Genomic DNA, 26,970 nt, shown 5'->3' with positions numbered 1-26,970 from the left:
GAATATCTGAAACTAACAGTAAACCGTCAGCTTGGCAATGCGGTCTTCAAAAATCCTAAGCTTGGTATGGTCAGTATGCATCCTCAACGATAGCTCAATTGCGTTCGCACGAAATCCCTATACCAATAGGCACTGTCCTTCAAAGTGCGCTGCTGGGTTTGGTAGTCCACATGCACCAGACCAAAGCGCCTGGCATAGCCAGAGTTCCATTCAAAATTATCCAGCAAGCTCCAGTAAAAATAGGCTTGCACATCAACTCCACTCTGCATGGCAGCATGCAGAGCCTGCAAGTGCAACTGCAGGTATAGTATGCGTTGTTCGTCATGGACTTTGCCATCTTCCATTTCATCTGCCACTGCCATGCCATTTTCTGTGATGTAGATTGGTGGCAAGTCTGGATATTCTGCGTTCAGCTTCAGCAATAAGTCCGTCAAACCAGATGGATAAATCTCCCAGCCCATATCAGTAAAACCCAATTTTCCTTCAGGCAGCCTGGGTGGATTTTCAGTGCTGACAAAGGCACGAAAATAATAATTCACGCCGAGGAAATCCAGCGGCTGATGGATGATATCCATGTCTTCGGGATGAACATGAAATTGACTCATGTCCATGCGGTCCAGCGCTTTTTGCGGATAGCAGCCTTTGAATATAGGGTCCATGAACCATTGCACCGACCGCGCATATTCCCATTCAGCCTGAGCAATATCTGCAGCAGATGCCGTTGCTGGCATGGCCGGCCATTGATTCAAGACTATCCCCAGTTTGGCTGGACAATGAATAGTCCGCATGGCTTGCATGGCCAGGCCATGCGATAGCAAAAGATGATGGGACACTTGTATGGACAAGGCAGTATCGGCCACACCCGGAGCAAACTGGGCATTGCCATACCCCAGATTAGCCGTGCACCAGGGTTCATTGTGCGTAGCAATACTGGCCAGGCGATGTCCAAAGCGACGTGCCACTTCAGTCGCATATTCAGCAAAGCGCAAACAGGTATCACGATTCAGCCACCCACCGAGGTCTTGCAAGGCTTGCGGCAAGTCCCAGTGATACAAAGTCAGGTGGGCGGCTATGCCATGCGCTTCCAGTGTATCCAGCAAGTTTGCATAAAACTCAAAACCTTTTTCATTCCAGTCACCATAACCCATGGGCTGTACCCGCGACCAGGAAACAGAAAAGCGATACGCCTTTACTCCCAGCGCTGCAATAATACCTACATCGTCCACATAGCGATGGTAATGATCACAGGCCACATCTCCTGTACTGCCATCAATGATGGTGCCAGGAGTATGGGTAAAGCTATCCCAGATGGAAGGTCCGCGACCATCAATATCTGCCGCCCCTTCTATCTGATAGGCACTGGTGGCCACGCCCCAGGTAAAAGCAGGTGAAAATGCAGGCATTGTTGAAGGATTAGTCATAATCTCACTTAGTATAAGTTTGCTTTAGGGAACCCCTGATTCAGTTACTGCGCGACGCTATTTGGGACCTGCGATGCTCGCCGTACAGTCATACGAAACGCTTCATGCCAGTCAATGCGTCCAACTGACGCCGCTCGCTACACTTAATCTGAGATTCCTTAGGTATATTCAAGTGCATATTGCTACCATGCATCACCATGTTTCATCACTTAAGAGCGCAATAGCCACTCTTTTTTAGCGCCCCGGCCCCGGCCCCGGCTCTGCGCTAAAAATATGAAACAAGCCACACAAAAAAAAGAAAACGTTTTCAAAAATACCAACAATTAAACAGCCTCACCACCGCAGTCCGTTTTATCAATAAATCAGCCTCAAACGCGCATAATTCTTATCGGATTTCAAATAAAGATAAATGAAAACGTTTTCACAACCGGAATTTATCACTGGATATTTAAGCTGTCAACGCCCGACTCCATCAATTTGGATGACTTCCCATGATAGTCGGTGACATTGCCAGGTAAAGCAGCGCTTACACTAGCCTGATTTTTATCCGCAGTTCACTTATTAATCAAAATCATTCTCAAAAAAAAATCATTGCTATCAGCTATGGTGTGCCACGCTTTAATCACGAAATGCCAGCAGTATTTCTTAAATAAATCATGCTGTGAGAAACTAAAAAAATCTCAAAAGGACAATAATCCCTATATGAAATTAATCAGTCAAGTTTGCATACTGCTTCAACTATTTTTGGATTTTTTTAATAATCTGAAGTGCATGAAGAAAAAATCATGCTATCCTGCGCTTGAAAAGGTTTTCATATCAACGTAAGACCTTTCCCCATAAAAAACCATATTAACGAGACAGCCTGACTAGTCATTCTCCTGCTACAAATCAGCTTCCAAATTGATTTCAGCTTCAGGTGAGAGAATGCAAGCCGACATCAATGCCATTGCTGAATTGTGCACAGGTATAGATCAAGCGCAGCAGGCTTGCCGCCCACTTGTAAAGAAGCGTGCAGCCCATGATAACTGAGACAGAGATCCATATTCCGACGGCAAACCCAGTCAGAAAATCCCCCTTATTCTGGGTGCCGACAACTTACTTTACGATGGCACTGGCCTATATGATGCTGACCAATGTCAGCGCCATCATGTTCAAGAACATGGGCATGGACAACGGCAAGGCAGCTGAATATGCGAGTTACCTTATCCTCGCCTATACCATCAAGCCCCTGTTTGCCTCTTTCGTGGAAATGTACAAGACCAAAAAATTCTTTGTCATTTGCACGCAACTCATCATTGCTCTAGGTTTTGTCTGCGTCACGCTGACCATGTCCTTGCCTAATTACATGCTGATACTGATGAGCCTGTTCTGGATTATTTCATTCCTCGGCGCTACGCAAGATATTGCTGCTGACGGTGTATATGTCACATCGCTGGATAGCAAGGCGCAGTCACTGTATTGCGGCATCCAGAGTTTGAGCTGGAATATCGGGCCCATCGTTGCAGCAGGTGGTCTGGTCTATTTGAGTGGCAAGCTGCATACTGATCTGTTTCATCACGACCCCAAGGTATTCGGGGCCGACTGGATAGACGCCTGGCGGGTGATTTTCCTGGTCGTGGCCGGCATCATTGCCCTCATGGCAGGCTGGCATTTACGTACCATGCCGGATGGTGCCAAGGCAGAAAACACACCTGCCAATGTCGGTGAAGCCCTGTTCATCCTGCGCGATTCTTTCGTCACTTTCTTCCAGAAACGCGATGTCTGGCTCATGATAGGCTTTGCCTTCCTGTTCCGTCTCAGCATAGGCTTCCTGGAAAAAATCGGCCCTTTCTTCATGGTTGATCCCGTCAGCAAAGGCGGCCTGGGCTTATCAAATGAAATGCTGGGCCTGACCTACGGCACGTATGGTCTGATCGCCGTGTTACTCGGTTCTTTATTGGGCGGCTGGTTCGTCGCCAAACGCGGCTTGCAACCTACTCTGTTCATACTCTGCTGCGCAGTCAACATACCCAACGCCAGCTTTTTGGTCATGAGCATCTTCCAGCCAGAAAGCCTGTGGCTGGTCACCACCGGTGTCGCCGTGGAGAAATTCTTTTTCGGTTTTGGCTCAGTCGGCTTCATGATCTATCTGATGCAGCAACTCGCCCCAGGCAAATACACCACAACGCACTACGCCTTCGGCACTGGCCTCATGGGCCTGTGCATGATGGTCACCGGCGTTATTAGCGGCCACTTACAGCAATTGCTGGGCTATACAAATTATTTCATCTTCGTCATGCTGGCCACTATCCCCTCATTTGCGGTATGCTGGTTTGCGCCCTTCCATCACAAAGAAGGTCAAACAGAGCACTGACACGCAGCACACAATAAAATAAAGGCGGCTCGTCCCAACCGTTCACGCTTTAACGTAACAAGTCCCCCACTTTCAATGCCGCCTTGCGCGGCATTTATTTTTGTTGGTTGTGGATGCTGTGAATGAGCATATCTTAGGGTATCACCAGTATCAAAAAATAGATCAAGGTCGCTTTGGTGTTGCCGTTGATCTTTGTGTTGCCGTTGATCTTTGTTTTGCCGTTGATCTTTGTTTTGCCGTTGATCTTTGTTTTGCCGTTGATCTTTGTTTTGCCGTTGAATTTGGTGTTGTCGTTGCTTTTGAAGTTCGTAGTTCCCATGTGTCGATGCCTTTGCTGCATGGCAGAAAATGGAAATAGAAAGTCCGATGTTTGAGCGTAGCGAGTTTTCGGACTTTCCCATTTTTTGCCATGCGGCAAAGGGAACCCCGCAGGGGCAGCGACGCCTGGGTCGCCTTTTTGGCACACCTTTTTGGCGAAGCAAAAAGGTGTGTAGCTGCCGGTCTACCACCGGCCTGCAATCGCAAATAACGAATGAAGGAATTTGAAAAATCCGGCTCGAAATTGACAAAATTTCGATGTAAATAAACTTCATGGCCTACGACAAACGCCCCTGGATTCCTGCCAAAAGCACGCAGGAATGACGTTATTAAGTATATTCGTTTGCGGCCTTCGAACAGCCGGATAGGACACAGCACCATGCTTCACACATAAAGCCTTGATATAAGCAAACCGCATATACCCCAACAATTTTCCAAACTATGGCTATACTATTCCCATACTTGCCACTTTGACCTCAAATCAATCTTACCCAAATGCAAGTAAATCATTTTCCAACTATGCATAGTTGGAAAAATTCCTTAGCCTCAGGAGATGAAATAGCTAGCATAGCTGCCTCATAAACAAATGCTAAACCTGTCGCACTACACTGTATGCACCCAGGAGCACACTAAGATGACAAAACAAACTGATCCCGCAGTACTTGCGTTGATTGGCAATACGCCTATGGTCAAGGTTACCCGCTTTGACACAGGGCCATGTGAATTATTCCTCAAACTGGAATCACAAAACCCTGGCGGCTCCATCAAGGACCGCATAGGCAGGTCAATGATAGAAACAGCAGAACGCGAAGGCCGCCTGCAGGCAGGTGGTACCGTGATAGAGGCCACTGCTGGCAACACCGGCCTGGGCCTGGCGCTGGTGGCGCGCGCCAAGGGTTACCGCGTGGTGCTGGTGGTGCCGGACAAGATGTCCACAGAAAAAATCCTGCACTTGAAAGCCATGGGTGCAGAAGTTCACATCACCCGCTCGGACGTAGGCAAGGGCCATCCCGAGTATTACCAAGACTATGCCGCACGCCTGGCCAGGGATATCCCGGGCTCCTTCTTTGCCGACCAGTTCAATAATCCAGCCAACCCACTGGCGCATGAAACCACGACAGGGCCAGAAATCTGGGCACAGACTGATCATAAAGTCGATGCCATCGTCGTTGGCGTAGGTTCTGCCGGTACGCTGACTGGCCTGACACGTTATTTCAACAAGGTGCAACCTGAGCTGGAATTTGTACTGGCCGACCCTAAAGGTTCGATACTGGCCGAGTACATAGAGACAGGCAATGTCAATGAAGTCAGCGGCTCCTGGGCGGTCGAAGGCATAGGCGAAGATTTCATCCCCGGCATTGCCGACATGAGTTCGGTCAAGCACGCCTATACCATCGACGATGCCGAAAGCTTTGGCACGGCACGTGAACTGCTGCGCGCAGAAGGCATACTGGCAGGCTCTTCTACTGGCACCCTGCTGGCCGCAGCCTTGCGCTATTGCCGTGCCCAGACCACACCCAAGCGCGTAGTCACCTTTGTCTGCGACACTGGCACACGCTATCTGTCCAAGGTGTATAACGATAACTGGATGACAGATCAGGGCTTGCTCAAGCGCAAAAACTATAACGATCTGCGCGACATCATCAGCCGCCGTTACGATGAAGGTGGCGTCATCAGCGTCAATGCCAGCGACACCTTGATGGTGGCTTTCAACCGCATGCGCAGTGCCGATATCTCGCAATTGCCTGTCATACGTGATGGCGCGATTATCGGTATCATTGATGAATCAGACCTGCTGTTGAAAGTATCTGCCGATGCCAGCCTGTTCCGCAGTGCCGTAGAAGACACCATGACCAGCCAGATAGAAACCCTGGCACCGGATGCCAGCATCGCTGCATTGCGCGCAACGCTGGACCGCGGCCTGGTTGCCATCATTGCCGCCGACAAGCCTGAAAAACAGTTTTATGGCCTGATTACCCGCTTTGACCTTCTTAACCATATGCGCAGGACACTTTCATGAGCTATCCCGAATACAAGAAGCCTACCCACCCGCAAGCCTTTGGCACGCGTGTCATCCACGCCGGGCAATTCCCCGACCCGGTCACCGGTGCCATCATGCCGCCTATCTATGCGACGTCCACCTTCGTGCAGGACAGCCCTGGCGTACACAAGGGCCTGGACTATGGCCGCTCACACAATCCCACCCGCTGGGCGCTGGAACGTGCAGTAGCTGACCTCGAAGGCGGCGCGCAGGCATTTGCTTTTGCTTCCGGCCTGGCAGCAATAGCCACTGTGCTGGAAATCGTCGATAGCGGTGCCCACATCATCGCCGGTGACGATATGTATGGCGGCAGCTATCGCCTGTTTGAACGCGTACGCAAACGTAGCGCTGGCCTGCAGTTCACCTACGTGGACATGACCAAGCCGGAAGAAGTGCTGGCCGCGATACGCCCTGACACCAAGATGCTGTGGGTAGAAACACCAACCAACCCCATGCTGAAACTGGCGGACCTGCGCGCGATTGCAAAGATCTGCCGCGAGCACAATATCATCGCCGTGGCAGACAATACTTTTGCCAGCCCTAAGGTACAACGTCCGCTGGAACTGGGTTTTGATATCGTCGTGCATTCCATGACCAAATACCTGAATGGCCACTCCGACATCATCGGTGGTATTGCCATCGTTGGTGGCGAAGCCCATCAGGCTGACTGGCGCGAACGCCTGGGCTTTTTGCAAAATTCCGTTGGCGCGATCGCCAGCCCCTTCGACAGTTTCCTCGCCCTGCGTGGTATCAAGACCCTCAACATCCGCGTTGAACGCCATAACTCAAATGGCCTGGATTTGGCACGCTGGCTGGAAAAGCAGCCCAAGGTCAAAAAAGTGTATTACCCGGGCCTGGAAAGCCACCCGCAACATGAGCTGGCCAAGCAGCAGATGGATGGTTTTGGCGGCATCATTTCCATAGAACTTGATACCGATCTGGCAGGCGCACGTCGCTTCCTCGAACGTTGTGAAGTATTCGCCCTGGCCGAGAGCCTGGGTGGCGTAGAAAGCCTGATAGAACATCCAGCCATCATGACGCATGCAACGATCCCGGCAGAACAAAGAGCCAAACTGGGTATTACCGATTCATTCATACGCCTGTCGGTAGGCATAGAAGATGTGGAAGACTTGAGGCAGGATTTGCAGTCTGCTCTCGATGCAGTTTGACGTAGTCTGATGTAATTTGATGTAATGTTGAACTACAGCCCCTGGCCTGGCAAACCAGGGGGAGTACATTCAAGCAGCAAGCCGCCGTTTCCAGAATGATTGATCTGCCCAGCGTTGCTCCTGCTGATACCAGACTTGCAGATGATGCAGATAAGCTGCCTGTATGGATGCCAACTCCGCCACATAAGCAGCTTGTGCCTCAGCATTATAATGCGACACAGCCTCCGCAGCAGCGAGGCCAGTGTACAAGGCATTGAATATGCCTTGCGAAGACAGAGGATCAAAACTCAATGCGGCGTCCCCAATGGCCAGCCAGTTGGGCCCGGCAAATTGCTGCAGTACCGCAGTGCGGGCAGCACAATATCCATGCTGCTGTCCTGGCACAAAACCATATTCATCAAGACAGGCCGACAATTGCATATTCTGGCGCAGACGCTGTAATAGCCCTTGCTGATGATTGCAGGCGGCTGCTTCCGGCAAATCGGCATCGGTGTAAAACGCCACGATGCGGCCCTGCCCTGGCAGGGATGAGCTATACCACCAGCCGCCGGCTTCGGCACTGATGTGACTGGAACCTGCTGTCTTGTCTGTGTCCCTGCCCACCAGCCAGCTGCACACCAGCTTATCCATGGCTTTGCGAGCTATACCCAGTTGCCGTGTCAGTAGCGATTTTCTGCCGCTGGCATCGATCAGCATTTTGGTCTCTACCTGCACAGTCTTGCCCTGCACGGCGATGACGACATCCCAATACTCAGGATTGCTTTTTGCCGATGCAAAAGACAGCAGCTTGCTTTGCCTCAGCAAAGCCGCACCACGCTCTTGCGCGACATCCTGCAACCAGCAATCAAAGCGTTGACGATCGAGATACCAGCCATGCCCATCAAGATTGCGCATGGCATCCTGCTCTGTCGCCAGATCACTGCCCCAGTGACTGATATTCAAATGCGCAGGCTGGTGGCCTTGCTGTAAAAATGCTTCATACAAACCCATGTCAGCCAACAGCTTGCTGGCTGCGGCTGGCAGGGATTCACCTATGCGCATGGCTGCTGGCGGTGCTGCTTCCAGCATGACTACTTTTTGAAATGGCGCGAGGTTCAAGGCAAAGGCAGAGCCCGCAGGCCCTGTCCCTAAGACCAACGCATCTATCTGCAAGATCGTCATACTTAACGATGCAAACCCCGCGGGAAGCGGCGTACTTTTTCTATCGTCATGATATCGACAGATTCAGCATTCGTCACTTCTGCTGCCCCTACCCTGGCATGCTCATCATGCGCGACATGCTGAGCATTGGGTGCAGGCATGTCGGCGATAGGTATGTGCTGGTCTTCGACTTCAAACTCCGCCGGAAAGTGTGCATGATCAGATGGGCCGGGATACACTTCCACCACACCGAGATGATCAAAATGATGGATCATATTATTGATCTGGTCGGTATAGCTGGTGCTGCCCAACGGGTTGATCCATGAGGCGCGGTTGGCAAATGCGGCCAGTCTTTCACCCAGCGGCTTTTTCTCATCCATGACGACGGCATAGTTTTGCTTGGTCAGAACCTGATTGGGCACACGGGCAGGCCAGAAGCTGGGTACATAAGGGTCATAAGACTTATCGTAACCCGAGCGGCAGCTTGCGGTATCTGTCTGCCATGGCACAGCCATCCAGCGGGTAATGCCGCCAGCCTGCTGGCCGTACAAGGGGCCGTTAGGTATAGTGACTCCGTCGCTGGTCAGTATCTCGCCCAGGCCAGGTGCAATCCAGCCATCGACGGCATGAGCAAAGCGGAAGGGTGCCATATACATGGTGCTGGCACGTACCGGCCAGGTCATTTCACAACCTGGGTGGAAGGCATCGGCCAGGCAAAAGTCCAGCGCTGCCTGCGTCAATGTGTCGCCTTGCTGCTCCAGCGGCACCTGGTCTATGCGCTCAGCATGTTTGCGATCAGGGTCGTAGTCTTCAACAAAATTACCCTCTGCCCATTCCATCAGCATTGCCAGTTGGGTTGCCGTTAGCGAGGCATTTTGCCTTGGTGTTTGCGCAGCGGGGATAGCCATGGCATCGCCATACAGCCACGGCCAGGGCTTGGGCGACCAGGCATCGACTTCATAATTGCGGAACTGGTTGGCGATGGTACGGCGCAATTCTACATAGGCGGTATTGGTACTCGCCAGGCGCGACAATGCCTGCTCACTCGTGAGGTCCACCATGCCCTTCCAGCCAAAACCTGCATTGAAGCCAGCATTCACCCATTGCAAGCCATGCAGGCGCTCAAACAGGGGCAGGATATCGAAAGTAAAACTGGGGCGTTTTGGCTTGGGCAAAGTACCGGCAGTAATGGCGACATCGCGCATCAGATCCCACATGGTACGCACTGATTTTCTTTGCGGCGCATAATTTGGTGGCGCGACAACGACCCAGGACGGCTCTACCATCAATTCCAGCCCTTCATAAACGACCTTGGCGTTGATGGGGCCGTCAGAAGTATCATCATGCCAGCCTTCATTATTGGCGAAGGTAATAGCGCGGCTATTGTCGTAAGAGGCGGATACACCATGCCCACCCAATACAATCAAACGACCTTGTTCATCAGTGAAAGCCTCGCCCAGATCTACAGGCTTGCCCATGAATTTGCCATCATCAAAACGCTGCGGCTTGGATTTTTTGCCGCTGACTTTTCTTTGCTTCGGCGTGATGGACAACATGGTCCTATCCGGCACTGCCGCATTGCGCAAGGTGGTTTGCGGTGCCGATGCGGCTTCAGGAATATCCAGCGCCAGCTGGAAGCCATACCAGGCTGACTTGGTATTGGCGAGTTGCACCTGCCACTCTATCTTGGCATTGTCGGCATTGAGTTCCTTGACGATCTCGCCTTTGGCATTCACGCCATAGACGCGGAACCTGGCTCCCTGGCGTTTGAGTTTTTTATGGGCGTCGCGGTAATAGCCGGGGGCCTCTGGTTTTGGATAAGGCACTTCCGGCCCCAGAAACCATTCTTTCTCACTGGTGCCTACACGCGCCACACCGATGGACGGGTAAATCACGGCCTTGACGATGCAAGTGTCCTTGACTACGGGTTCTGCTTTTGCCTGCGCTACCGCATGAAAGGGACAGCCCGCAGTTGGGGAACGCGGCTCGCGTGGATCTTGCAGGCTTTGGCCATTGGCTTCATGCCTGGCATCTGCACCTGCTGCATACACGACTTTGCGCGCCTCGGCGATAGAACCAACTGGTGCCTGCTCTGGCGGCACGCGCCAGATATTGAAGGCCAGGCCCTGGCCATATTCAGACTGTCCACGCACACTGATATCCTGCTGCGGCAAGATCAGGGTGGCGACATGGATGAAAGGGCTTTCTGACTCTGGCCATTCCACCGTTGCTTCATCCAGCGGCATGGTCTTGGGATTGGTACGCAGTTGCACCATGAAGCGGAACTGGTATTCACGCTTGGCCAGGCGGTTGCACATATCGACTGCCAGATAGTCGCGCTCATCATTTGGCACGTTCTCTGGCGGTGTCACTGGCTCCAGGCGGTATTTGACATAGTCTTTTTGCCCGGCATGAAACGGCAGGATGGCCCAGTAAGTCGTGGTCAGGGTGCTGCCCTCGACCTTTTCCATCTGATCCAGTATTTTTGCAGTCTTGGGATGTTTTTTCAGATAGCCGGGATAATCCTGCGCGATCACACCGGCATAAGTGAACTCCACCATCTCCTTGGCATTATCGACAAAGAAGACCGGGAAGTTTTGCATGATGAAGTCAGCAGTGTCGCCATCATCACCCAGCGCCTTGGGGCCGGGCACGCCAAACAGTTTGATGCCTATGCCCAGGGTTGAATACAAATCGGGGGAAGTTGGTGTGGTGTCGCTGGAAAACCTGACCCAGGCATCCAGGCTCTCATGCGCAAAAACACCGACCTTGAGTTTGGCCGGTATTTTCTTTTCCATCACCAGCCTGGCGCTGGCAACCCCATGCAATTTGCGGAAAACCGCACGCTCTGCCGGACGCTGGCCCAGCCTGATACGGTTTCCCTGTGCTATCCCGACAAACATCTCGGTCAGACGCTCAGGTGCCTGATTGGCCTGGTCAAAACATGGCGGAATGGGGTCTTGATCTTTGCTCATACACTGTCTCCCTATTTGTACTGAATGCGCAATTGCTAGCTTTAGTTTTAGCTGGTGCGCATTGTTGACACGGACATTTGTCGGACACGCATAGCAAGGCGTGTCCGGCAAACATGAAAATCAGGAATGCAGAATGATTATTTGATAATATTAAATTTTCGTCAAGTTTAGATGTGCACGAATGTGCATTTTTGACAAAACTTGACGATGTTGGTTTGGGGCATTAACTCAAAATGCCCCAAACTAAAGATGCAGAAAAAGCTATTTGGCCCCGACCTCACCCGTCATCAGGCGATTGAAGTAAACCGTGCCCTGGCCCTTGCGCAAGCCATACAACTGCGCCGGACGATTACTTCCCAGACGCCACTTGCCCGGCAACTCTTCCAGGAAATCACCTTCCCGGATACGCTTGCGAAACGCGCTCTTGTCCACCAGACGCCCCAACAAGACCTGGTACACGCGCTGCAGTTCAGACAGCGTGAATTCTTCCGGCAATAAATGTGCTGGCAAGGAGGTGTATTCCACCTTGTTGCGCAGGCGCTGGACTGCCACATCGAGGATCTGCGCATGATCAAAGGCCAGCTTGGGCAGGCCCTCGTCCGATTCAACCGGGCACCAGCGCACCGCATCGGCATTGCCACCGTGGCTGAGCGTAATGCGGTCAGAAGAAATCAGGGCAAAATAAGCAAAGGTGGTAGACCAGCCACGCGGATCACGGTTGCGGCTGCCAAAGCCCTGCAATTGCTCAAGATAAGGCGCTTCTACCCCGGTCTTTTCCTTGAGCTTGCGCAGCGCTGCGCCATCCAGGTCGATATCATTGTGGACATCGATAAAGCCACCAGGCAAACTCCATTGCCCCTTGCAAGGATGGTCACCCCGCTTGACCAGCAAAACTTGCAGAGCCTGATCCCTGATCGTGAAAATCACCAGATCTACACTGGTTAAAGGGACATCATAGTCATGGATATTGTAATTGAGCAGAAATTCTTTTTCGCTTTGCTTAACAGTCGCCATGCTTTTTCCTCTGAGTATTCAATGCTGACATTGTAAGCGAAAGCTGGATTTAGTACAAATCCGCCACTAAGTTTGTAAATATTTAAAACTAACTTAGTTGAAATTTGCAACAAAGTGCCTTATATTACAGTCAGTACGAAACAAATCGAGAACGACATGGAACTCAATAACTACGGTGCAGGCGTATTTGGCATTAAGAATTTCATCACTGAAGAAGAATGCGAGCGCATGATCTTTAGCAGTGAACAAATGGGCTATGAAGAAGCCATGATACAGACTGGCACAGGTATGCGCATGTATAAGGATGTACGCAATAATGACCGCGTCATCTTTGACGACAAGCCCCTGGCAGCCGCTATCTTTGAAAGAGCAAAGCTGTTCCTTCCTGCAGAATTAAAAGAATGGACTCTGCTGGGCCTGAATGAACGCTTTCGCTTTTACCGGTATGAAGAAGGTCAGTATTTTAAATGGCATAAAGATGGCAATTATGCCCGCAATGAAGATGAAGTCAGTTTTTTGACCTTGCTGATTTATCTCAATGGTGACTACACAGGCGGCAGCACTTCATTTCGCTGGGAAACCATACAGCCAGAAAAAGGCATGGCCCTGGTTTTCCCGCATATGATGTTGCATCAGGGTGCACCCGTGGAAAGCGGGGTGAAATATGTCTTGCGTACGGATGTCATGTACAAAAAGGCTCCAGGCTCAGAAATACATGCAGCATAGTGTTTTAAAAACCTTATGAAAATAGATGAACATGGTTCAGGTGTATATAGCATCAAAAACTTCCTGACCGAAGAAGAATGCAAGCGCATGATATGTTGCAGCGAGCAGATCGGCTATGAAAAAGCTGATATACAAATTCAATCGGATGCAAGCAGACAAGAACAGGTGCGCAATAATGAGCGCATTATTTTCGATGACACTGCACTTGCCGACTCCATGTACAAGCGCAGCCATCTAATTCTGCCAGCGACCTTGAAAGAATGGACTTTGTCAGGCTTGAATGAACGCTTCCGTTTTTATCGTTATGAGGCTGGCCAATATTTCAAATGGCATCACGATCTCCAATTCAAGAGATCAGAAGTAGAAAGCAGTTTCTTTACTTTATTGATTTACCTGAATGCAGATTATCATGGCGGCCATACAGCATTCCGTTTTGCAGACATCAAATCTGAAACAGGCATGGCATTAATTTTCCCTCACTTGCTAGCACATCAGGGAACAGCTATTGATACCGGAATTAAATATGTCTTGCGCACTGACATCATGTATAAGAAGCTAGCGTAGAAAACACGCATCCATGTCTGACTCAAGCCATTGAACATGATTGCCTGTTTGCGGATGCACTCATAGTCAGGATTTTTGCTGATAGCTGCGAATCGCCTCATTGTGTTCACGCAGATCAAACTGATACAAGCCAAACCATCCCTTGCGCACCTTGACGGTCAGGGCTTCATCCATACGCTTGCTGCACCAATAAGCCCTGCTTGGCTGGTGATATTTGACGACCGGCAGGTCCTTATCTTCGGGTAGCAAATTCATGCAATTCGCATCACGGTGATATCTGGCTTCCAGCAATGATCCACCGGCGATTTGATTAATACGAATACCGCCTATATAACTGGAAAAACCAAATATCACCCCGCTGAGCAGCGCCAGGCCAACGACTATGCTTCGTGGTATGACATCAGGCTTACTTGCCTTGATCATTAAAAAGACCAGTATTACGACGACTGCCAGCCCTGAAACAATATGCGGTAAAAAATAACTAAAGTTAAAGAATGCATATTCCTCATGCTGCAGCAACACATCCACGAAGCTGTATGTGGCCAGCACCGCCATTGCCAGCAATACCATCCTGGTAGCGGAGTGTTTCAGCAAGTCAAAATCAGACGCTTCAAGCTGAGTGTTTTTGGGGAATTTCTCCAGAATTGCTAGTTCACGAAACACTTTGAGCAAATCAGGTTCTGCATTTCCGCTATTTAAATCAGCGTTTTTATTTTGGAGCTGCCAGTCTTTAACATCTATGCTCAAGGGGCTGGCTGCATAAGTTGGACGCAACTGTATCAACTGCAAACGTTTCATATAGCTAGCATCTTTCAAATCACTCCAAAGCAACTCTCTTTCAAGGAAATTGACGATTGCAAGGCCACTTCCTGGTGGGAGCTTGAGTCGCACACCAGACTCGTCAATATGCAATTTAGCTGCACGATAAAATGCAGCCTTTATAAGATCAAAGGCAATAACTGCGATGCAGGCCAGAGTAGGAAATAGCGGCAAAGATATTTCTGATGCGATCTTCAGGAGATCTTTCGGCCTTAGTAAGCCCTGATACACAAGCCAAATGAAAGGCCCCGTGACAACAAGTAAAAGTAATGTGAAAATTAACAGATGAAAAATCGACGACTGTCGATTTTTCTTCCAGCTAAATACATAGCTTGCAGGTGTAATTTGCATACTATTTTTTAATTGATTTGTGCACTCAAAAAACCGATTAGCCTGCATGATGCGATAGATAAATGCCTGCCTCAATATCAATCATGATCGATGGGGCAAACACAATTCTCGTCACGAGCATGGTGCACATGGCGCACATGGCGCACCCTACCCGCTTACCAGGCTAGCCACGTCACTACCCTGGCTGACAACCTGCCTTAAGATTTTTGCTTAAAACTGCGTATTGCCTTCGTCTGCTCCCTGAGATCAAACTGGTACAATCCAAACAATCCCTTGCGGACCTTGACCATGACTGCATCCTCTGCGTCTATGCTGCACCAATAGTCTTTAGTCTTGCTGGTATATTCAACGACAGGTAAGCTCTTCTCTACAGGAATTAAGTTTTCACAACTATCATCCCTATGATATTCGGCCGAGATCAAAGGGCCGCCAGCGAACTGGTTAATCCGGATACCGGCAACATAGCTAGTGACCACAAACGAAAAGCTGGCAAACACGATCATCGCTGCAATAATCCCCTTGGGAGGGGGCTCGCTTTTATTTGCTGTCAAGACCGCCCAGGCCAGCACGAGTGTCGCCAGAGCAGCAATAATAATATGGGGAAGCAGATAATCTTTATTGAAAAATGCCCAGCCCTCCTGCTGCATCATGACATCGGCAAAGCAATAAACAACGAGGGCAGCAACTCCCATTAATATATTCCTCGTTACCGGATGCTTCATTAAATCAAATGTCATCGCCGCCAGACGTGGATCTTCACCTTCAGACGCTGCCTCGAAAATACCCAGCTCGCGCAAGACGCTGAGCAAATCGCTACGCGCAGGTTTTATTGCATATTGCGAGAGTTCAGCACCGGGTATTTTCCAGTCCTTAAGTCGTATCGCCCAAGGGAGCCAGCTTGTTTTCGAACGAAGTTGCACGACTTCAAACCTGGGTAGATAAGTTGCATTTTTCAAGTCTGCCCACTCTATCCTCTTCTCAAAGAGCTTCCATTTAGCAAATACTGATCCTGCTGACCACTCCAGAAACATTCCCTTTCCATCAACAACAAGCTTCATTGAACGGTAAGCACATTGAATACCAAGCTGGATAAAAATAATAAGCGCCAGGGGTAGGATCATGGGAAGAGTTCTTTGCCAGGCCTTGCCTGATACCAGAATTTTTTTAAAGTCTTCGGGCTTGAGTAATTCCCAATAGCGCATCCATATGATGATTGCCACAAACAATAAAACTGGAACAAACAGTATCAGCTTTTCCCGCATTGACAAGGCACTCTTGCCATGGATAAAGGTGTATCTTTGTTGTTGATCTTGCATGTAGCAAATCTCAGTTGGAATGGAGCTACAGTATAGACAGAAGAGGAATGCCTTGTCACAAAAAACAGCTCCTGGCAAGCCTCGCCATACTGGTTTACTTTTTCAAAGATGGTCCAAGGTTTTTATTTCCCTGTATAACGCTTACGCAGCAACTGCATCATCGCCACATTCAATTCCCAGGCATCAGACACTACCTGGTTCGTATATGGCAGGCTTTGCGTATAAGGTGCAGGACCAAACTCTGGTGTGAGCGTAATCTGCTTTGCACCTGAGGTACTCTGGCTGGCAACAATCGCATCCCACCAAGATAGGTGCTGTTGCAAGGCTGCCGCATGCTCAGGTGCGCGGAAATCATTGACTTGCGGACCCTGGCTATGGCCGACGCGGGCATGGATGTGGCGCACATGAGGGAATACTTTTTCCAGTATATGCGCCTGGTCTTCCAATAGGGATTCACAGGAGCAGCACCAGTGTGAAAGGTCTGCATTGAGTTGCAATTGTGGGCGTTGCTCAAGGTAGGGCAGCAAGAGCATGGGATGGCCACTGAAGCGACTGCGGTGGATTTCGTGGACGATGGCGACACCGGTTTCAGCAGCTATCTCGTCAGCTAGATCCAGCAATTCATTGTTTTGTGCCTGGCTGTAAAAGTCCTTGCCGGTATGAGTGTTTACGAACAGGGGTTTTGCTGCGCAGGCATTGCGTAGCAAATCTATGAGTGCTTGCTTGTGTGTGGCAAAGTCACTGTGAAAAACAGTTTCCCATTGCTGGGCGATGAGCTTTAGACCTGCTGCGTCAATCGCGCTAGTCCATGCCTCACGTTCAGCCACATCCATAGGCAGGGACATTTCTATGCCATCGAAACCAGCTTCCAATACTTGGGCAATAAAAGCTTCACGGCTAAGGTGAGCACTGCCCCAGTGCGGGGCGAAAATCAATACTTCAGCATTCATCATATGCTACTCAAACAAAACCACGGACAGGGAAACTGGCATCACGTTGTATCCAGTTTTGCGGCGAATAATTGGTAGTTCCATCCGTTACATGCAGGGTATAGGCATGGCGTGAAACTGCAGAGCGATTTGGTGCGCTGTAATGTGGCAGCAAGCCATGGAAGCATACCAGGCTGCCTGCCTTGACTTCCAGAGGAATAGCCGTGCTGTCATCTGGCCACGGCATGCTGTCGAGTTTTTCTACCCGCACCTGATCGCCTTCGCGCACAAAGCGTTCACGCATGGGTGTGCGGTGCCCGCCCGGTTCGGCCGACATGCAGCCGTTTTCCAGAGTCGCATCTTCCAGGGCAAACCAGAAAGTGGTGACACTGACAGGGTCGGTTTCAAAATACGTTGCATCCTGGTGCCAGCGTACTTCACCACCTATGCCAGGCTGCTTGAAGATATACATGGACTGGTAAATCTGTGGCTGCTGCAAACCCAGTTGCTCAGCCACTTTAGCCAGCGCAGTACCGCGCGAAAATGCGCTGAAGACAGGATCAAGATCATGTATCGCATGGCCTATCTTGTTGATGGACAAGGACTTGGCCTGGCGCAGATTACCTTGTTCATCAAAGGCTTCTTCTTCAAAGAAACAACTGATGTTATTGGCAGAATTGAGGAAGTAATGATCGACCTTCTTTTCCTGCTCCTTGGTTGTGAAGATGGTTTTGGAAGAAGCCGGATCAAATTCATCAACGATCTGGGCAGCACGCTCGCGCAAGGCGGCTATTTCGTCTGCACTTTTGAAATTGGGGACGATGACGTAGCCGTCTTGCTGAAATTGCTGGATTTGTTGTGCGTTGAGCATGTTGACTCCTGGCTGTGAATGCGGGGGAAGCAAAAGACCATCATTTGTTGTGATGCTTTAGCTTGATATGCATCAAGTGTAGCCAAATTAGCTTGTCTTCCACAATACCAACAATAGTTGACAGATTGTCGTCAAATTGAAGACAATCCCTTTATGGACCAACTAAAGGCAATGGAAATCTTCGTCGAAGTAGCAAGGCAGCGCAGTTTTAGCGCGGCAGGACGCCACCTTGGCATTAGCCGCGCCATGGTCAGCAAGCACATCATGCAACTGGAAGCGGAACTGGGCGCACGGCTGCTGCACAGGTCTACCCGTGAAGTCAGCCTGACCGAGCTAGGGCAAGCTTACCTGGAACCTTGCAGCGCCAGCGTGGAACATGCACGGCAGGCGCGGCTGGTGGTCAGCCAGGCGGGCAATGAACTGGCCGGTGGCATACGTATACAGGCACCAAATAGCTTTGGCAGCGAATGGCTGGCCGATGCCCTGGCCCGCTTTACCCTGCTCCACCCCATGCTGCAACCTACCTTGCATGTGGATGACAATCTGCTGGACCCATTCAAACACGGCTTTGACCTCAGCATACGGGTAGGTGGTATCCCTGACAGCCCTGGCTTGCATGCACGCAGGCTGGCCCCCTGTCGCGGTCTGTTGTGCGCCAGCCCGGCTTATTTGGCAAAGCATGGCATGCCAGCCCACCCTACAGAATTGAACCGGCACCGCTGCCTGCACTTCAGCCATCTCACCCAGGGCAATACCTGGCATTTTGAACGGGATGGTGAAACCCTGGCAGTGGATATCACACCGGGCTTTGCCTCCAACAATGGTAAGGTCTTGCACCAGGCTGCTTTGCGTGGGCTGGGTATAGTCTATGACACGACTTTTCTGGCATGGCGTGATTTAATCGAAGGTAAGCTGGTGACAGTTTTGCCAGACTGGGGCTTGCCGCTGAACGACTTTACCGCGCTTTACCCTGCTACCCGCAAGGTCAGCCCCAAGGTGAGGGCACTTATCGATTTTCTGGTGGAAGAGTATCAGCCTGTGCCGGAATGGGACAAGGCATTGATAACAGCAAAACTGATCTGAACCTCATGAGCTAAACTCTTGCGCCAGCTTACCCAAAGTCTTGATACCCTGCTCCATCTCCCGTCCCCATGGTCGCCCTATATTCATGCGCAGATAATTGGCGTATTTGCCTGAGCCAGAAAACAGGCTGCCGGGTGTAAAAGCAATACCCGTTTCCACTGCCTTGCGTAGTAAAGCCAGACTATCTACATGCTCAGGTAATTCCAGCCATAGCCACCAGCCACCGGCAGGGCTGATGACTTGTGTACCCAAGGGGAAATAGCATGCTATGGCCGCAGCCGCCAGCGGGATATTGGCTGCCAGGCGTTCACGTAATTTGCGTAAATGAGATGGCAAGGCCCCTGAGTCAATGAACTCAGCCAGTACCGCCTGTTCAAACAAGGGAGTGATTAAAGACGCACTTAGTTTCAGAGAATTGATCCTGGCCTGATAGCGGCCACCCGCTATCCAGCCTATACGAAATGCTGGGGCCAGGCTTTTGCTGCAAGAACCACAATAAATGACCCTGCCATGCTTGTCCCAGGCCTTGATGGCTTGCGGTCTTTCCTGCTGGTGCGACAGATCGCCAAAGACATCGTCTTCTATCAAGGCCAGGTCATATTGTTCGACCAGGCGTAGCAGGCGTTTTTTGTTTTTTTCCGGCATGGAGCAACCCAGAGGGTTCTGGAAATTCGGCATGACGACGATAGCGCGTACCGTGCCCTGATGTTCCAGCGCATATTCCAGTGCTTCCAGGCTGATGCCCTGACCTGGCACACAGGGGATTTCTATGGCCTTGATGCCCAGGTTTTCCAGCATTTGCAACAAACCAAAATACACAGGGGATTCGACGATGACAGCATCACCCGGCTGGGCAACGGCGCGCAAGGCCACACTCAAGGCTTCTGTGCTGCCATTGGTGATGAGCAGATCGGTGGCCTGCAAATCCATGCCTGCGCTTTTCAGCCAATGTATCAGACTGGTTTTCAAGGCAGGCAAGCCAGTCCCCCCCGGGTAGACACCGATCAGCATGGGGTCTTGTCGCAGCAGGCGCTGAGCTATTTTGGCGAGTGCTTCACAGGGATACCATTCTGGTGCAGCACTGGCCAGGTGCAGGCCCAGATGCAGGGGTTGTGCCGTCAGTGAATACAACTCTGTCATTCTGTGTTGCAGGGACATCAGCTTGTCATACTCGACTACTGGTGTAACCTGGTTGAGTTTTTTTTTCGTGCCAGTGTTTGTCAGTTGCCTGGTTTTCCAGTCTGCAACAAACATGCCAGACTTATTGCGCGCCTCGACCAGCCCCAGGCTTTCAAGATAGCGATAACAGCGTATGACCGTAGATACGCTGACCTGCTGTTTTTCTGCAAACTGGCGCACCGATGGCAGGCGTTCACCGACCTGATAGCGGCTGGCCCGGATATCTGCGCTGATAGTGTCTGCCAGTTGCCTGTAACTGTGCTGCATAACAGATGCTCTTCAATTTAATCTGTATAGCATAAGACAGATAGACACTGTAAGTAAATGCCCGCCTGTACTGAACTAGACTAGATGCATGAATACACCACACTCCCTCCCTCTCCCTGCCCCGGCAAATGCTGTCAAGCCGGGTTTTGCCGCTACGGCGGCAGATTTTTTTCCCGCTGTACTGGCTGGTTTGATCGCCGTCCTGATCTCGTATGCCGGGCCCATGCTGCTAGTGTTGCAAGCTGCACAAAGTGCAAAACTAACAACAGCACAGACCAGCTCGTGGATATGGGCTATCTCCATAGGTTCTGGGCTGGTCGGGGTCTGGATGAGCTGGCGGCACAAGATACCGGTGATCTGTGCCTGGAATACGCCGGGCGCTGCCTTGCTGGTGACCGGTTTGGCGACCGTTCCTTATCACCAGGCCATAGGTGCCTACCTGGTTGCGGCAGCCGCAATCTGGCTGATAGGCATTACTGGAGTCTTTGAGAAGCTCATGGCGAAAATACCCAAGAGTCTGTGTGCAGCCATGCTGGCGGGTATCCTGTTTCGCTTTGGCGTCGATGTATTTGCCAATGCCCACAGCGATGTGGCAGGTGCGCCATTGCTGGTGACTACCATGTTTGCAGTTTATCTGATATTCAAGCGCCGCAGTGCACGCTATGCGATTGTGCTGACTTTGCTGAGTGGCGTCATGCTCTGGAGTCTCCTGGGCTGGGGTGACAGCAAGCAAGGACAGGTCATAGCCGTGCAACTAGGTTTGACCATGCCAGTCTGGACTACGCCTGAATTTTCTTTGAGTGCCATCATCAGTCTGGGCTTGCCATTGGCCTTACTTTGCCTGACTGGCCAGCAAGTACCCGGCGTGGCTGTCATGCGGGCCGCTGGTTACGAACAGGCCCCCACCAGCAAGCTGGTCAGTGCCACCGGTTTTGTCAGTATCTTGCTGGCCCCATTTGGCTCCCACGGTGTGAACCTGGCAGCGATTACTGCAGCGATATGCACAGGGCCAGAAGCGCACCAGCAAGCAGAAAAACGCTGGGTTGCTGGCGTAGCCTGCGGTGGATTTTATTTATTGATAGGTAGCTTTGCCGGTTCCCTGACCGCTTTGTTCCTGCATTTGCCACATGCGCTGGTGACTACGGTTGCTGGCCTGGCCTTGCTGGGAGCAATTCAAAATGGTCTGGTGAATGCCATGCAGGAAACAACTGAACGTGAAGCTGCGCTGATTACCTTCATCGTCACCGCATCGAATATCAGTTTGCTGGGCCTGGGTTCTGCCTGCTGGGGCATCGTTCTTGGTGTCATTAGCTACTACCTGCTGCGCGTGAAATCCAAATAAGGAAAGCCTTGCTTGAAGCTCACTCGCTGAACTTGCTGACAAAGGTGGCGACCCCATCCCAGTCGGCAGGCAGCGGGTTTTGCCGGTAGTGGGCAATACGTTCCAGAAAGACCTGGGCAGCCTGGTCTTCTGGACGTACTTCCAGATAAGACAGGAAAGACTTTTCTGCAGCATCCCATTGCTGTGCACGAAAATCATCAAGTGCCTGATGCCAGAGTTCCAGTAAGGCAGATTGCGCATCATCTATGGTGGTCGCGATGGCAAGCGGCTCAAAGATGGAGATGGGCCTGGTCTTGCCTTTGACCCTGACCCTGTCCAGTTCTCTATAAGCAAATTCTGGTGCGGCAGATTGTGTCGCTTCACCAACCACGATACCTACGCCATATACTTTGGTGATTCCTTCCAGACGCGAAGACAAATTCACCGCATCGCCCATAACAGTATATGCCAGCCTGATCTGGGAACCCATATCGCCTACGCGTACTTCTCCGGTATTCAAGCCCACCCCTATCTTCAGCGCAGGCCAGCCGCGCTTGACAAAACTATCACTCAAGCCTTGCGTGATAGTCTGCATTTTCAGGGCACTGGCAACGGCCAGTCTTGCATGGTCTTCCAGGCGCACCGGTGCTCCCCAGAAAGCCATAACACAATCACCTATGTATTTATCGAGAGTGCCGCGATTACCACGTATTTCTTCTGACATGGCGGTCAGGTAGATGTTGATGAATTCACGCAAATCTGCCGCACTCAGGGTTTCGGAAATTGTCGTGAAACCGCGTACATCAGAAAACATCACGGTCAACTCACGAATTTCACCAGCCATGGTGTAGCTGTCCGGTTCTTCTGCCATCACAGCAACCAGTTCAGGCGCTACATATTCACTAAAACGTCTGACCACGCCACGCAGTTTTCTGGATTCAACCAGATAACCCCAGGCCAGATTAAATACAAACAAGGCGGATATCAATAACAGTGCAGATGCCAGCGGCAGCACCAGATCGAAGGACTGGTACATCCAGTAATTGAAACCAATAACTATCACAAAGGTGGCTGAGGTAAAGAAGATCGCTGCCAAAGCCTTGAACCTGGTCAATGCAAATGTCAACAGTAATCCCAGCAAAATAATCTGCATCACTTCGAAAGCGCGACTGGTGTCTGGCCGCTGCTTGAAGTCACCATCGAGTATGGAGGCAATCACGTTGGCATGCATCTCTACCCCCGGAAAGTCCAGGCCCACAGGTGCTGTACGCAAATCTTTCAAACCCGCGGATGTCGTGCCTATCAAGACAATTTTATTGGCCAGCCTATTTTCTGGCAGGACTTTCTTCAACACATCTGCGGCAGACACATACACAAAGCCACCACCACGCGGGCCGCCCTTGCTCTTGTATTGTATCAAGACAGTTAGCAAAGGTTCTAAAGGAACGGTGAGATTAGGAGTCGAGTTAAGCTTGATCGCCTCTATGCTGCCATATTCATTCAAATAATTTTGCGAATTCACGCCATCCGACTGCAGGAAAACTGGTTTGATCTTGCTGGCATTGAGCGCCACCCTGGCTGTGGCCAGGGAAAGCGATTCATAGTATCCGGTATCAAATTTGGCCAGCAAGGGGACACGACGAATTACGCCATCAGAATCAGGGGAGGGATTAAAGAAGCCACCGGCAATAGCTGCTTTTTGCAAGACTGGAAGATTGCTGATGTATTTGCCAAACACCGCCGATTCAAGATGACGGCCACCGAGTTCTGCATCAGTAAAAGCCGGTGTCGGCAATAAACCCTTGGAGAGGTCATCCACCTCATTGGACAAGGCAAAGCCAAGGACTATGGGGCGTCCAGCCAGCGTCTTGGCCAGCCTGTCATCGAAGTCCAGCTGTGTCCTCAGGCCACCCATCTGGCTCAGGAAATGCTGATCTTCTTTCAGTTCCTTCTTTGCCAGGTCTTCCAGAATCCCCAAACCGGAACTACCGTCAGGCTCGGGGAAAACCGCATCTACCCCTACCGCTCTGACATGATAATCATCTGTCAGTCTTTCCAATAGCGTGGCCAGGGTATTGCGTTTCCAGGGCCACTGCCCATATTCCTTGAGGCTTTTTTCATCAATATTGACGATGACGATGGCATTGTTGAGTTTGACAGGCTGCACCCGCATGCGCATGTCATAGATGAAATTATCAACCCTGTCCACCAGGGTCACAGGAAGAAAAGCATTTGCCTGTAAAACCGCGACGATGATCAACAGCAGGCAAGCTCCCCAACGCGCCATTTTATTGACAGGTCTACGCAAGTTACCTCCGCATTAATATGCTGCTCAAGTCAGGATCGTGGCCCGGACCTCAGGGTCAGCAAATCTTTTTTGATGCTGTCGTACTGCTCAGGCTTTATATCCAGGAATCTGACTGGCATCCACTTCATCGATCTGCGCCTTGTCCATGAAGCGTTCGGCATAAGTCAGGTAGACTTTTTTCCTGACGAAGATATCGAACAAGTCCGGGTCTATATGACCATTCAAGGCAAAACTGCCCAGTATGCGCAAGGATTCGGTCAGGGTCTTGCCATCCTTGTAGGGTCTGTCTTTCGCTGTCAGTGCTTCAAAGATGTCGGCTATCGCCATGATCTTGGCTTGCACTGACATTTGCTCACCACGCAGGCCGCGTGGATAACCTTTGCCATCCATGCGTTCATGATGGCCACCAGCATATTCAGGCACGTTTTGCAGGTGTTTGGGCCAGGGCAAGGCTTCCAGCATTTTGATGGTGGTGGAGATATGATTATTGATGATGGCGCGTTCTTGCGCATTCAGGGTACCCGCACGCACCGAGAGATTCTCGACTTCGTCGGCATTCAGGAAAGCCTGCATTGTGCCATGGGCATCAGTCCATTGCCATGCGGCGATATCGGTCACACGTTGTAAATCTTCGGGGCTGGTTCTTTCTGAACCTATGTTCAGTTTGTGTAAAAAATTCCTGGCATCTTCTATTTTAGCCAGCTCAGCCTGCAAACCCAGTTCCAGTTCGGCGATGAGATTTTGATTATTGACGCTGGCCTGGTACAAGGAGCATTTACTTTGCAATACCCTGATTTCAGCATCACGCTTCAAGACTTCAAAGCGGGTATCGAGCAAATGCACACGGTCAAATATGGTTTCCAGTTTGGTGGATTTTTCGACCACATGCACTGGGGTGGAAATCTTGCCGCAATCATGCAGGATGCCAGCCATCCATAATTCCTTGCGGTCCTTGTCTGTCATGGAGAATTGTGCCAGTGGCCCGTCTTCGGTTTCATGTACGGCATTGGCCAGCAACATGGTCAGTTCTGGCACATGCTGGCAATGCCTGCCCGTGTGGGGTGATTTTTCATCTATGCCTATATTGATCAGGTGTACCAGTGAGACAAACAGATTTTCCAGTTGCGATATCAATTGCTGGTTGGTCAGGGCGATGGCCGCCTGGGAAGCCAGGGCTTCAATAAAACGCTGGTCGGTTTCGGTGAAGGCGCGCGGTTCGCCAGTTTCAGGATCGGTGGCATTGATGAGTTGCAGCACACCTATCAACTCACCCTCATGGTCATGCATGGGTACGGTCAACAGGGATTTGGTCTTGTAATGAAATTGCTGGTCAAAATTGCGGGTGCCAGAAAAATTGAATACACCAACGGTGTACACGTCCTGGATATTCACCGACAGTTTGTAATTGGCAGCATAGGCAGCCACGGCATTGAGGTTTTTACTGCCGCTGGCATCCACCAGCGGGATATTGGGTATATCTACAGTTTGTCCCTTGACACCACCCTGATACATATTCAGGGTGTCATTCAGGGAGATATTGAAGCACAGGCTTTGTTTGTCCTTGCTGGTGCGGTACAGGGTGCCGCCATCGGCATAGGTGATGCTTTTAGCCGAACGCAGTATATTTTCCAGCAACAGGGGCGTGTCGTGATTACTGCTCAGCTCCAGGCTCAGCTCGGTCAGCTTTTCCAGGCGTTGTGCAATTTCGCTACTGCTTAGTGCAGTCATAATCACTTTCTCCAGATCTCATCGAGGTTCTTGGTAAACTGCCTGCGCATGCATCTTGCCATTACTTTGTTTCGGCAACATGAACAGTGTATGACTTTCGCCACTGAATTTCAAAAATCGAAATCATCACCAGACTTCAGGGCTTTGAAGATCCTATGCTCATTTTGCCTCAGTTCTTCCATGATTTGCACTTCCTGCCCGGGTTTTAAATGATAAATATAAAACTCTACTGACTCGGGTATCGCAGCAATATCATCTATCAACGAGGATGGACAAAAATGCCTGGAAATCAGGGCCAGTTCTGCTTCAGCATTGGGGAAGGAACAATCGACTATCACCATGTCCAGGGCAGCTTGTCCGGCCAGACTGTCCCATAGCGCGGGCGTACTCGCCATGTCACCTGTAAATACAAAACCTTTGTCCGCTTTACGCACCCAATAGGCAACCGAGCCTGGGGTATGGTCGACAGCAAGCGAGCTAATCAGCCTGTCCCCCAAATTCATGGTACTGCCTGGCTGCATTTCCTGATATTGCATGCATGGCTTGTCAGCGTTCGGCAAAGTACTGAAATCCGGCCAGATGATCCAGTTGAATATATGGGTTTTCAGGGCATGCAAGACTTCTGCAGAGGCGTGTACGGTGACAGGACTACTGCGTTTGCCAAATACGGCATCCATCAGCAGGGGCAGTCCGGCGACATGGTCAAGATGACAATGACTGATAAACACATGATCTATCGCCACCAATTGCTCTATGCTGAGCCGTGACAAACCTGTGCCAGCATCGAGCAAGACATCTTGATCAATTAATAAGCTGGTTGTGTAAGGCTCGCTACCACCTATGCCGCCTGCACAACCAAGAATTTGTAATTTCATAAATACAAAAATAGTGGGCCACTGATACTACATGACTTTGTTATCTTAAGAACAACATTCATCTATCCAGACCTCAGAAGCAGCTTAACACTTCTCTGAAGGCAAGAGAGTTCAAGAGTCTCATTCCTTCCCTGAAGATAGGCTAATTTGCGGCTTTGCGCTATAAAGAGTTGACTTTGTAGTCAGACATTCGACTTCCGTG

The 26,970-nt window shown here is 50.6% G+C and carries 20 protein-coding genes; 7 read left to right on the top strand and 13 right to left on the bottom strand.

Annotated features, from left to right (window positions below; genetic code table 11):
• Positions 1-83 precede the first annotated feature (83 nt).
• Positions 84-1,421: a GH1 family beta-glucosidase gene (locus ACO0LC_RS07885; protein ID WP_423002089.1), complete on the bottom strand. Its 1,338-nt coding sequence runs from the start codon at positions 1,419-1,421 to the stop codon at positions 84-86.
• A gap of 1,018 nt (positions 1,422-2,439) precedes the next feature.
• Between ACO0LC_RS07885 and ACO0LC_RS07880 the strand changes: the two genes are divergently transcribed.
• Entirely contained in the window at positions 2,440-3,774 is a 1,335-nt protein-coding gene (locus ACO0LC_RS07880; protein ID WP_423002088.1) for an MFS transporter, read from the top strand.
• Here the strand turns inward: ACO0LC_RS07880 and ACO0LC_RS07875 are convergent.
• Positions 3,759-4,367, bottom strand: coding sequence for a hypothetical protein (locus tag ACO0LC_RS07875; RefSeq protein ID WP_423002087.1), 609 nt, complete (start codon positions 4,365-4,367; stop codon positions 3,759-3,761). The two genes, ACO0LC_RS07880 and ACO0LC_RS07875, sit on opposite strands and share 16 nt — an antisense overlap.
• A 359-nt stretch (positions 4,368-4,726) precedes the next feature.
• Between ACO0LC_RS07875 and ACO0LC_RS07870 the strand changes: the two genes are divergently transcribed.
• The gene (locus tag ACO0LC_RS07870) at positions 4,727-6,112 is read left to right on the top strand and encodes a pyridoxal-phosphate dependent enzyme (RefSeq protein WP_423002086.1); all 1,386 of its coding nucleotides are present in this window, start codon (positions 4,727-4,729) and stop codon (positions 6,110-6,112) included.
• Positions 6,109-7,302, top strand: a complete 1,194-nt coding sequence (locus ACO0LC_RS07865) for a trans-sulfuration enzyme family protein (RefSeq protein WP_423002085.1) — start codon at positions 6,109-6,111, stop codon at positions 7,300-7,302. The genes ACO0LC_RS07870 and ACO0LC_RS07865 overlap by 4 nt, the downstream gene beginning before the upstream one ends.
• 69 nt (positions 7,303-7,371) lie before the next feature.
• Here ACO0LC_RS07865 and ACO0LC_RS07860 read toward each other — a convergent pair whose 3' ends face one another.
• From ACO0LC_RS07860 to ACO0LC_RS07850, 3 genes are all read right to left on the bottom strand, one after another.
• Entirely contained in the window at positions 7,372-8,463 is a 1,092-nt protein-coding gene (locus ACO0LC_RS07860; protein ID WP_423002084.1) for a tryptophan 7-halogenase, read from the bottom strand.
• Between the two features lie 2 nt (positions 8,464-8,465).
• Positions 8,466-11,417, bottom strand: coding sequence for a LodA/GoxA family CTQ-dependent oxidase (locus tag ACO0LC_RS07855; RefSeq protein WP_423002083.1), 2,952 nt, complete (start codon positions 11,415-11,417; stop codon positions 8,466-8,468).
• 261 nt (positions 11,418-11,678) lie between these two features.
• Positions 11,679-12,431, bottom strand: coding sequence for an NUDIX hydrolase (locus ACO0LC_RS07850; protein WP_423002082.1), 753 nt, complete (start codon positions 12,429-12,431; stop codon positions 11,679-11,681).
• A 156-nt stretch (positions 12,432-12,587) separates the two neighbouring features.
• On the opposite strand from ACO0LC_RS07850, the gene ACO0LC_RS07845 reads away from it, so the two are divergent.
• Both ACO0LC_RS07845 and ACO0LC_RS07840 read left to right on the top strand, forming a co-directional pair.
• On the top strand, positions 12,588-13,157 hold the full coding sequence (locus ACO0LC_RS07845) for a 2OG-Fe(II) oxygenase (protein WP_423002081.1): 570 nt from the start codon (positions 12,588-12,590) through the stop codon (positions 13,155-13,157).
• Between the two features lie 15 nt (positions 13,158-13,172).
• The gene (locus tag ACO0LC_RS07840) at positions 13,173-13,721 is read left to right on the top strand and encodes a 2OG-Fe(II) oxygenase (RefSeq protein ID WP_423002080.1); all 549 of its coding nucleotides are present in this window, start codon (positions 13,173-13,175) and stop codon (positions 13,719-13,721) included.
• A gap of 66 nt (positions 13,722-13,787) precedes the next feature.
• On the opposite strand, the gene ACO0LC_RS07835 is transcribed toward ACO0LC_RS07840, so the two are convergent.
• The 4 genes from ACO0LC_RS07835 to ACO0LC_RS07820 all read right to left on the bottom strand — a co-directional run bounded on the left by ACO0LC_RS07835 (position 13,788) and on the right by ACO0LC_RS07820 (position 18,007).
• On the bottom strand, positions 13,788-14,891 hold the full coding sequence (locus ACO0LC_RS07835; protein ID WP_423002079.1) for a hypothetical protein: 1,104 nt from the start codon (positions 14,889-14,891) through the stop codon (positions 13,788-13,790).
• Positions 14,892-15,088: 197 nt separating this feature from the next.
• Positions 15,089-16,207, bottom strand: coding sequence for a hypothetical protein (locus ACO0LC_RS07830; RefSeq protein WP_423002078.1), 1,119 nt, complete (start codon positions 16,205-16,207; stop codon positions 15,089-15,091).
• Positions 16,208-16,329: 122 nt separating this feature from the next.
• Positions 16,330-17,160: a sugar phosphate isomerase/epimerase family protein gene (locus tag ACO0LC_RS07825; RefSeq protein ID WP_423002077.1), complete on the bottom strand. Its 831-nt coding sequence runs from the start codon at positions 17,158-17,160 to the stop codon at positions 16,330-16,332.
• A 7-nt stretch (positions 17,161-17,167) separates the two neighbouring features.
• Entirely contained in the window at positions 17,168-18,007 is an 840-nt protein-coding gene (locus ACO0LC_RS07820) for a phytanoyl-CoA dioxygenase family protein (RefSeq protein WP_423002076.1), read from the bottom strand.
• A 153-nt stretch (positions 18,008-18,160) separates the two neighbouring features.
• Between ACO0LC_RS07820 and ACO0LC_RS07815 the strand changes: the two genes are divergently transcribed.
• Entirely contained in the window at positions 18,161-19,090 is a 930-nt protein-coding gene (locus tag ACO0LC_RS07815) for a LysR family transcriptional regulator (protein WP_423002075.1), read from the top strand.
• Positions 19,091-19,093: 3 nt separating this feature from the next.
• Here ACO0LC_RS07815 and ACO0LC_RS07810 read toward each other — a convergent pair whose 3' ends face one another.
• Positions 19,094-20,536, bottom strand: a complete 1,443-nt coding sequence (locus ACO0LC_RS07810) for a PLP-dependent aminotransferase family protein (protein WP_423002074.1) — start codon at positions 20,534-20,536, stop codon at positions 19,094-19,096.
• 88 nt (positions 20,537-20,624) lie between these two features.
• On the opposite strand from ACO0LC_RS07810, the gene ACO0LC_RS07805 reads away from it, so the two are divergent.
• Complete coding sequence (locus tag ACO0LC_RS07805) at positions 20,625-21,878, top strand: benzoate/H(+) symporter BenE family transporter (RefSeq protein WP_423002073.1); 1,254 nt, start codon at positions 20,625-20,627, stop codon at positions 21,876-21,878.
• Positions 21,879-21,897: 19 nt separating this feature from the next.
• Here ACO0LC_RS07805 and ACO0LC_RS07800 read toward each other — a convergent pair whose 3' ends face one another.
• From ACO0LC_RS07800 to ACO0LC_RS07790, 3 genes are all read right to left on the bottom strand, one after another.
• Entirely contained in the window at positions 21,898-24,165 is a 2,268-nt protein-coding gene (locus ACO0LC_RS07800; protein ID WP_423002072.1) for a CHASE2 domain-containing protein, read from the bottom strand.
• 87 nt (positions 24,166-24,252) lie between these two features.
• On the bottom strand, positions 24,253-25,893 hold the full coding sequence (locus ACO0LC_RS07795; protein ID WP_423002071.1) for a GAF and HD-GYP domain-containing protein: 1,641 nt from the start codon (positions 25,891-25,893) through the stop codon (positions 24,253-24,255).
• A 110-nt stretch (positions 25,894-26,003) separates the two neighbouring features.
• On the bottom strand, positions 26,004-26,768 hold the full coding sequence (locus ACO0LC_RS07790; RefSeq protein ID WP_423002070.1) for a 3',5'-cyclic-nucleotide phosphodiesterase: 765 nt from the start codon (positions 26,766-26,768) through the stop codon (positions 26,004-26,006).
• Positions 26,769-26,970: the final 202 nt, after the last annotated feature.

It is taken from the genome of Undibacterium sp. JH2W (assembly GCF_049340425.1).
Classification (GTDB): Bacteria; Pseudomonadota; Gammaproteobacteria; order Burkholderiales; family Burkholderiaceae_D; genus Undibacterium.
The sequence above is the reverse complement of the archived record's forward strand: the minus strand, read 5'-3'. Positions and strand labels throughout refer to the sequence as shown.

Excerpts from the sequence above, each read along its gene's own strand:
- ACO0LC_RS07885 (WP_423002089.1), bottom strand. The coding sequence starts at position 1,421 with ATGACTAATCCTTCAACAATGCCTGCATTTTCACCTGCTTTTACCTGG.
- ACO0LC_RS07820 (WP_423002076.1), bottom strand. The coding sequence starts at position 18,007 with ATGCTCAACGCACAACAAATCCAGCAATTTCAGCAAGACGGCTACGTC.
- ACO0LC_RS07865 (WP_423002085.1), top strand. The coding sequence starts at position 6,109 with ATGAGCTATCCCGAATACAAGAAGCCTACCCACCCGCAAGCCTTTGGC.
- ACO0LC_RS07870 (WP_423002086.1), top strand. The coding sequence starts at position 4,727 with ATGACAAAACAAACTGATCCCGCAGTACTTGCGTTGATTGGCAATACG.
- ACO0LC_RS07815 (WP_423002075.1), top strand. The coding sequence starts at position 18,161 with ATGGACCAACTAAAGGCAATGGAAATCTTCGTCGAAGTAGCAAGGCAG.
- ACO0LC_RS07850 (WP_423002082.1), bottom strand. The coding sequence starts at position 12,431 with ATGGCGACTGTTAAGCAAAGCGAAAAAGAATTTCTGCTCAATTACAAT.
- ACO0LC_RS07790 (WP_423002070.1), bottom strand. The coding sequence starts at position 26,768 with ATGAAATTACAAATTCTTGGTTGTGCAGGCGGCATAGGTGGTAGCGAG.
- ACO0LC_RS07810 (WP_423002074.1), bottom strand. The coding sequence starts at position 20,536 with ATGCAGCACAGTTACAGGCAACTGGCAGACACTATCAGCGCAGATATC.
- ACO0LC_RS07840 (WP_423002080.1), top strand. The coding sequence starts at position 13,173 with ATGAAAATAGATGAACATGGTTCAGGTGTATATAGCATCAAAAACTTC.
- ACO0LC_RS07825 (WP_423002077.1), bottom strand. The coding sequence starts at position 17,160 with ATGATGAATGCTGAAGTATTGATTTTCGCCCCGCACTGGGGCAGTGCT.
- ACO0LC_RS07830 (WP_423002078.1), bottom strand. The coding sequence starts at position 16,207 with ATGCAAGATCAACAACAAAGATACACCTTTATCCATGGCAAGAGTGCC.
- ACO0LC_RS07855 (WP_423002083.1), bottom strand. The coding sequence starts at position 11,417 with ATGAGCAAAGATCAAGACCCCATTCCGCCATGTTTTGACCAGGCCAAT.
- ACO0LC_RS07880 (WP_423002088.1), top strand. The coding sequence starts at position 2,440 with ATGATAACTGAGACAGAGATCCATATTCCGACGGCAAACCCAGTCAGA.
- ACO0LC_RS07875 (WP_423002087.1), bottom strand. The coding sequence starts at position 4,367 with ATGAAGTTTATTTACATCGAAATTTTGTCAATTTCGAGCCGGATTTTT.
- ACO0LC_RS07860 (WP_423002084.1), bottom strand. The coding sequence starts at position 8,463 with ATGACGATCTTGCAGATAGATGCGTTGGTCTTAGGGACAGGGCCTGCG.
- ACO0LC_RS07835 (WP_423002079.1), bottom strand. The coding sequence starts at position 14,891 with ATGCAAATTACACCTGCAAGCTATGTATTTAGCTGGAAGAAAAATCGA.
- ACO0LC_RS07845 (WP_423002081.1), top strand. The coding sequence starts at position 12,588 with ATGGAACTCAATAACTACGGTGCAGGCGTATTTGGCATTAAGAATTTC.
- ACO0LC_RS07805 (WP_423002073.1), top strand. The coding sequence starts at position 20,625 with ATGAATACACCACACTCCCTCCCTCTCCCTGCCCCGGCAAATGCTGTC.
- ACO0LC_RS07795 (WP_423002071.1), bottom strand. The coding sequence starts at position 25,893 with ATGACTGCACTAAGCAGTAGCGAAATTGCACAACGCCTGGAAAAGCTG.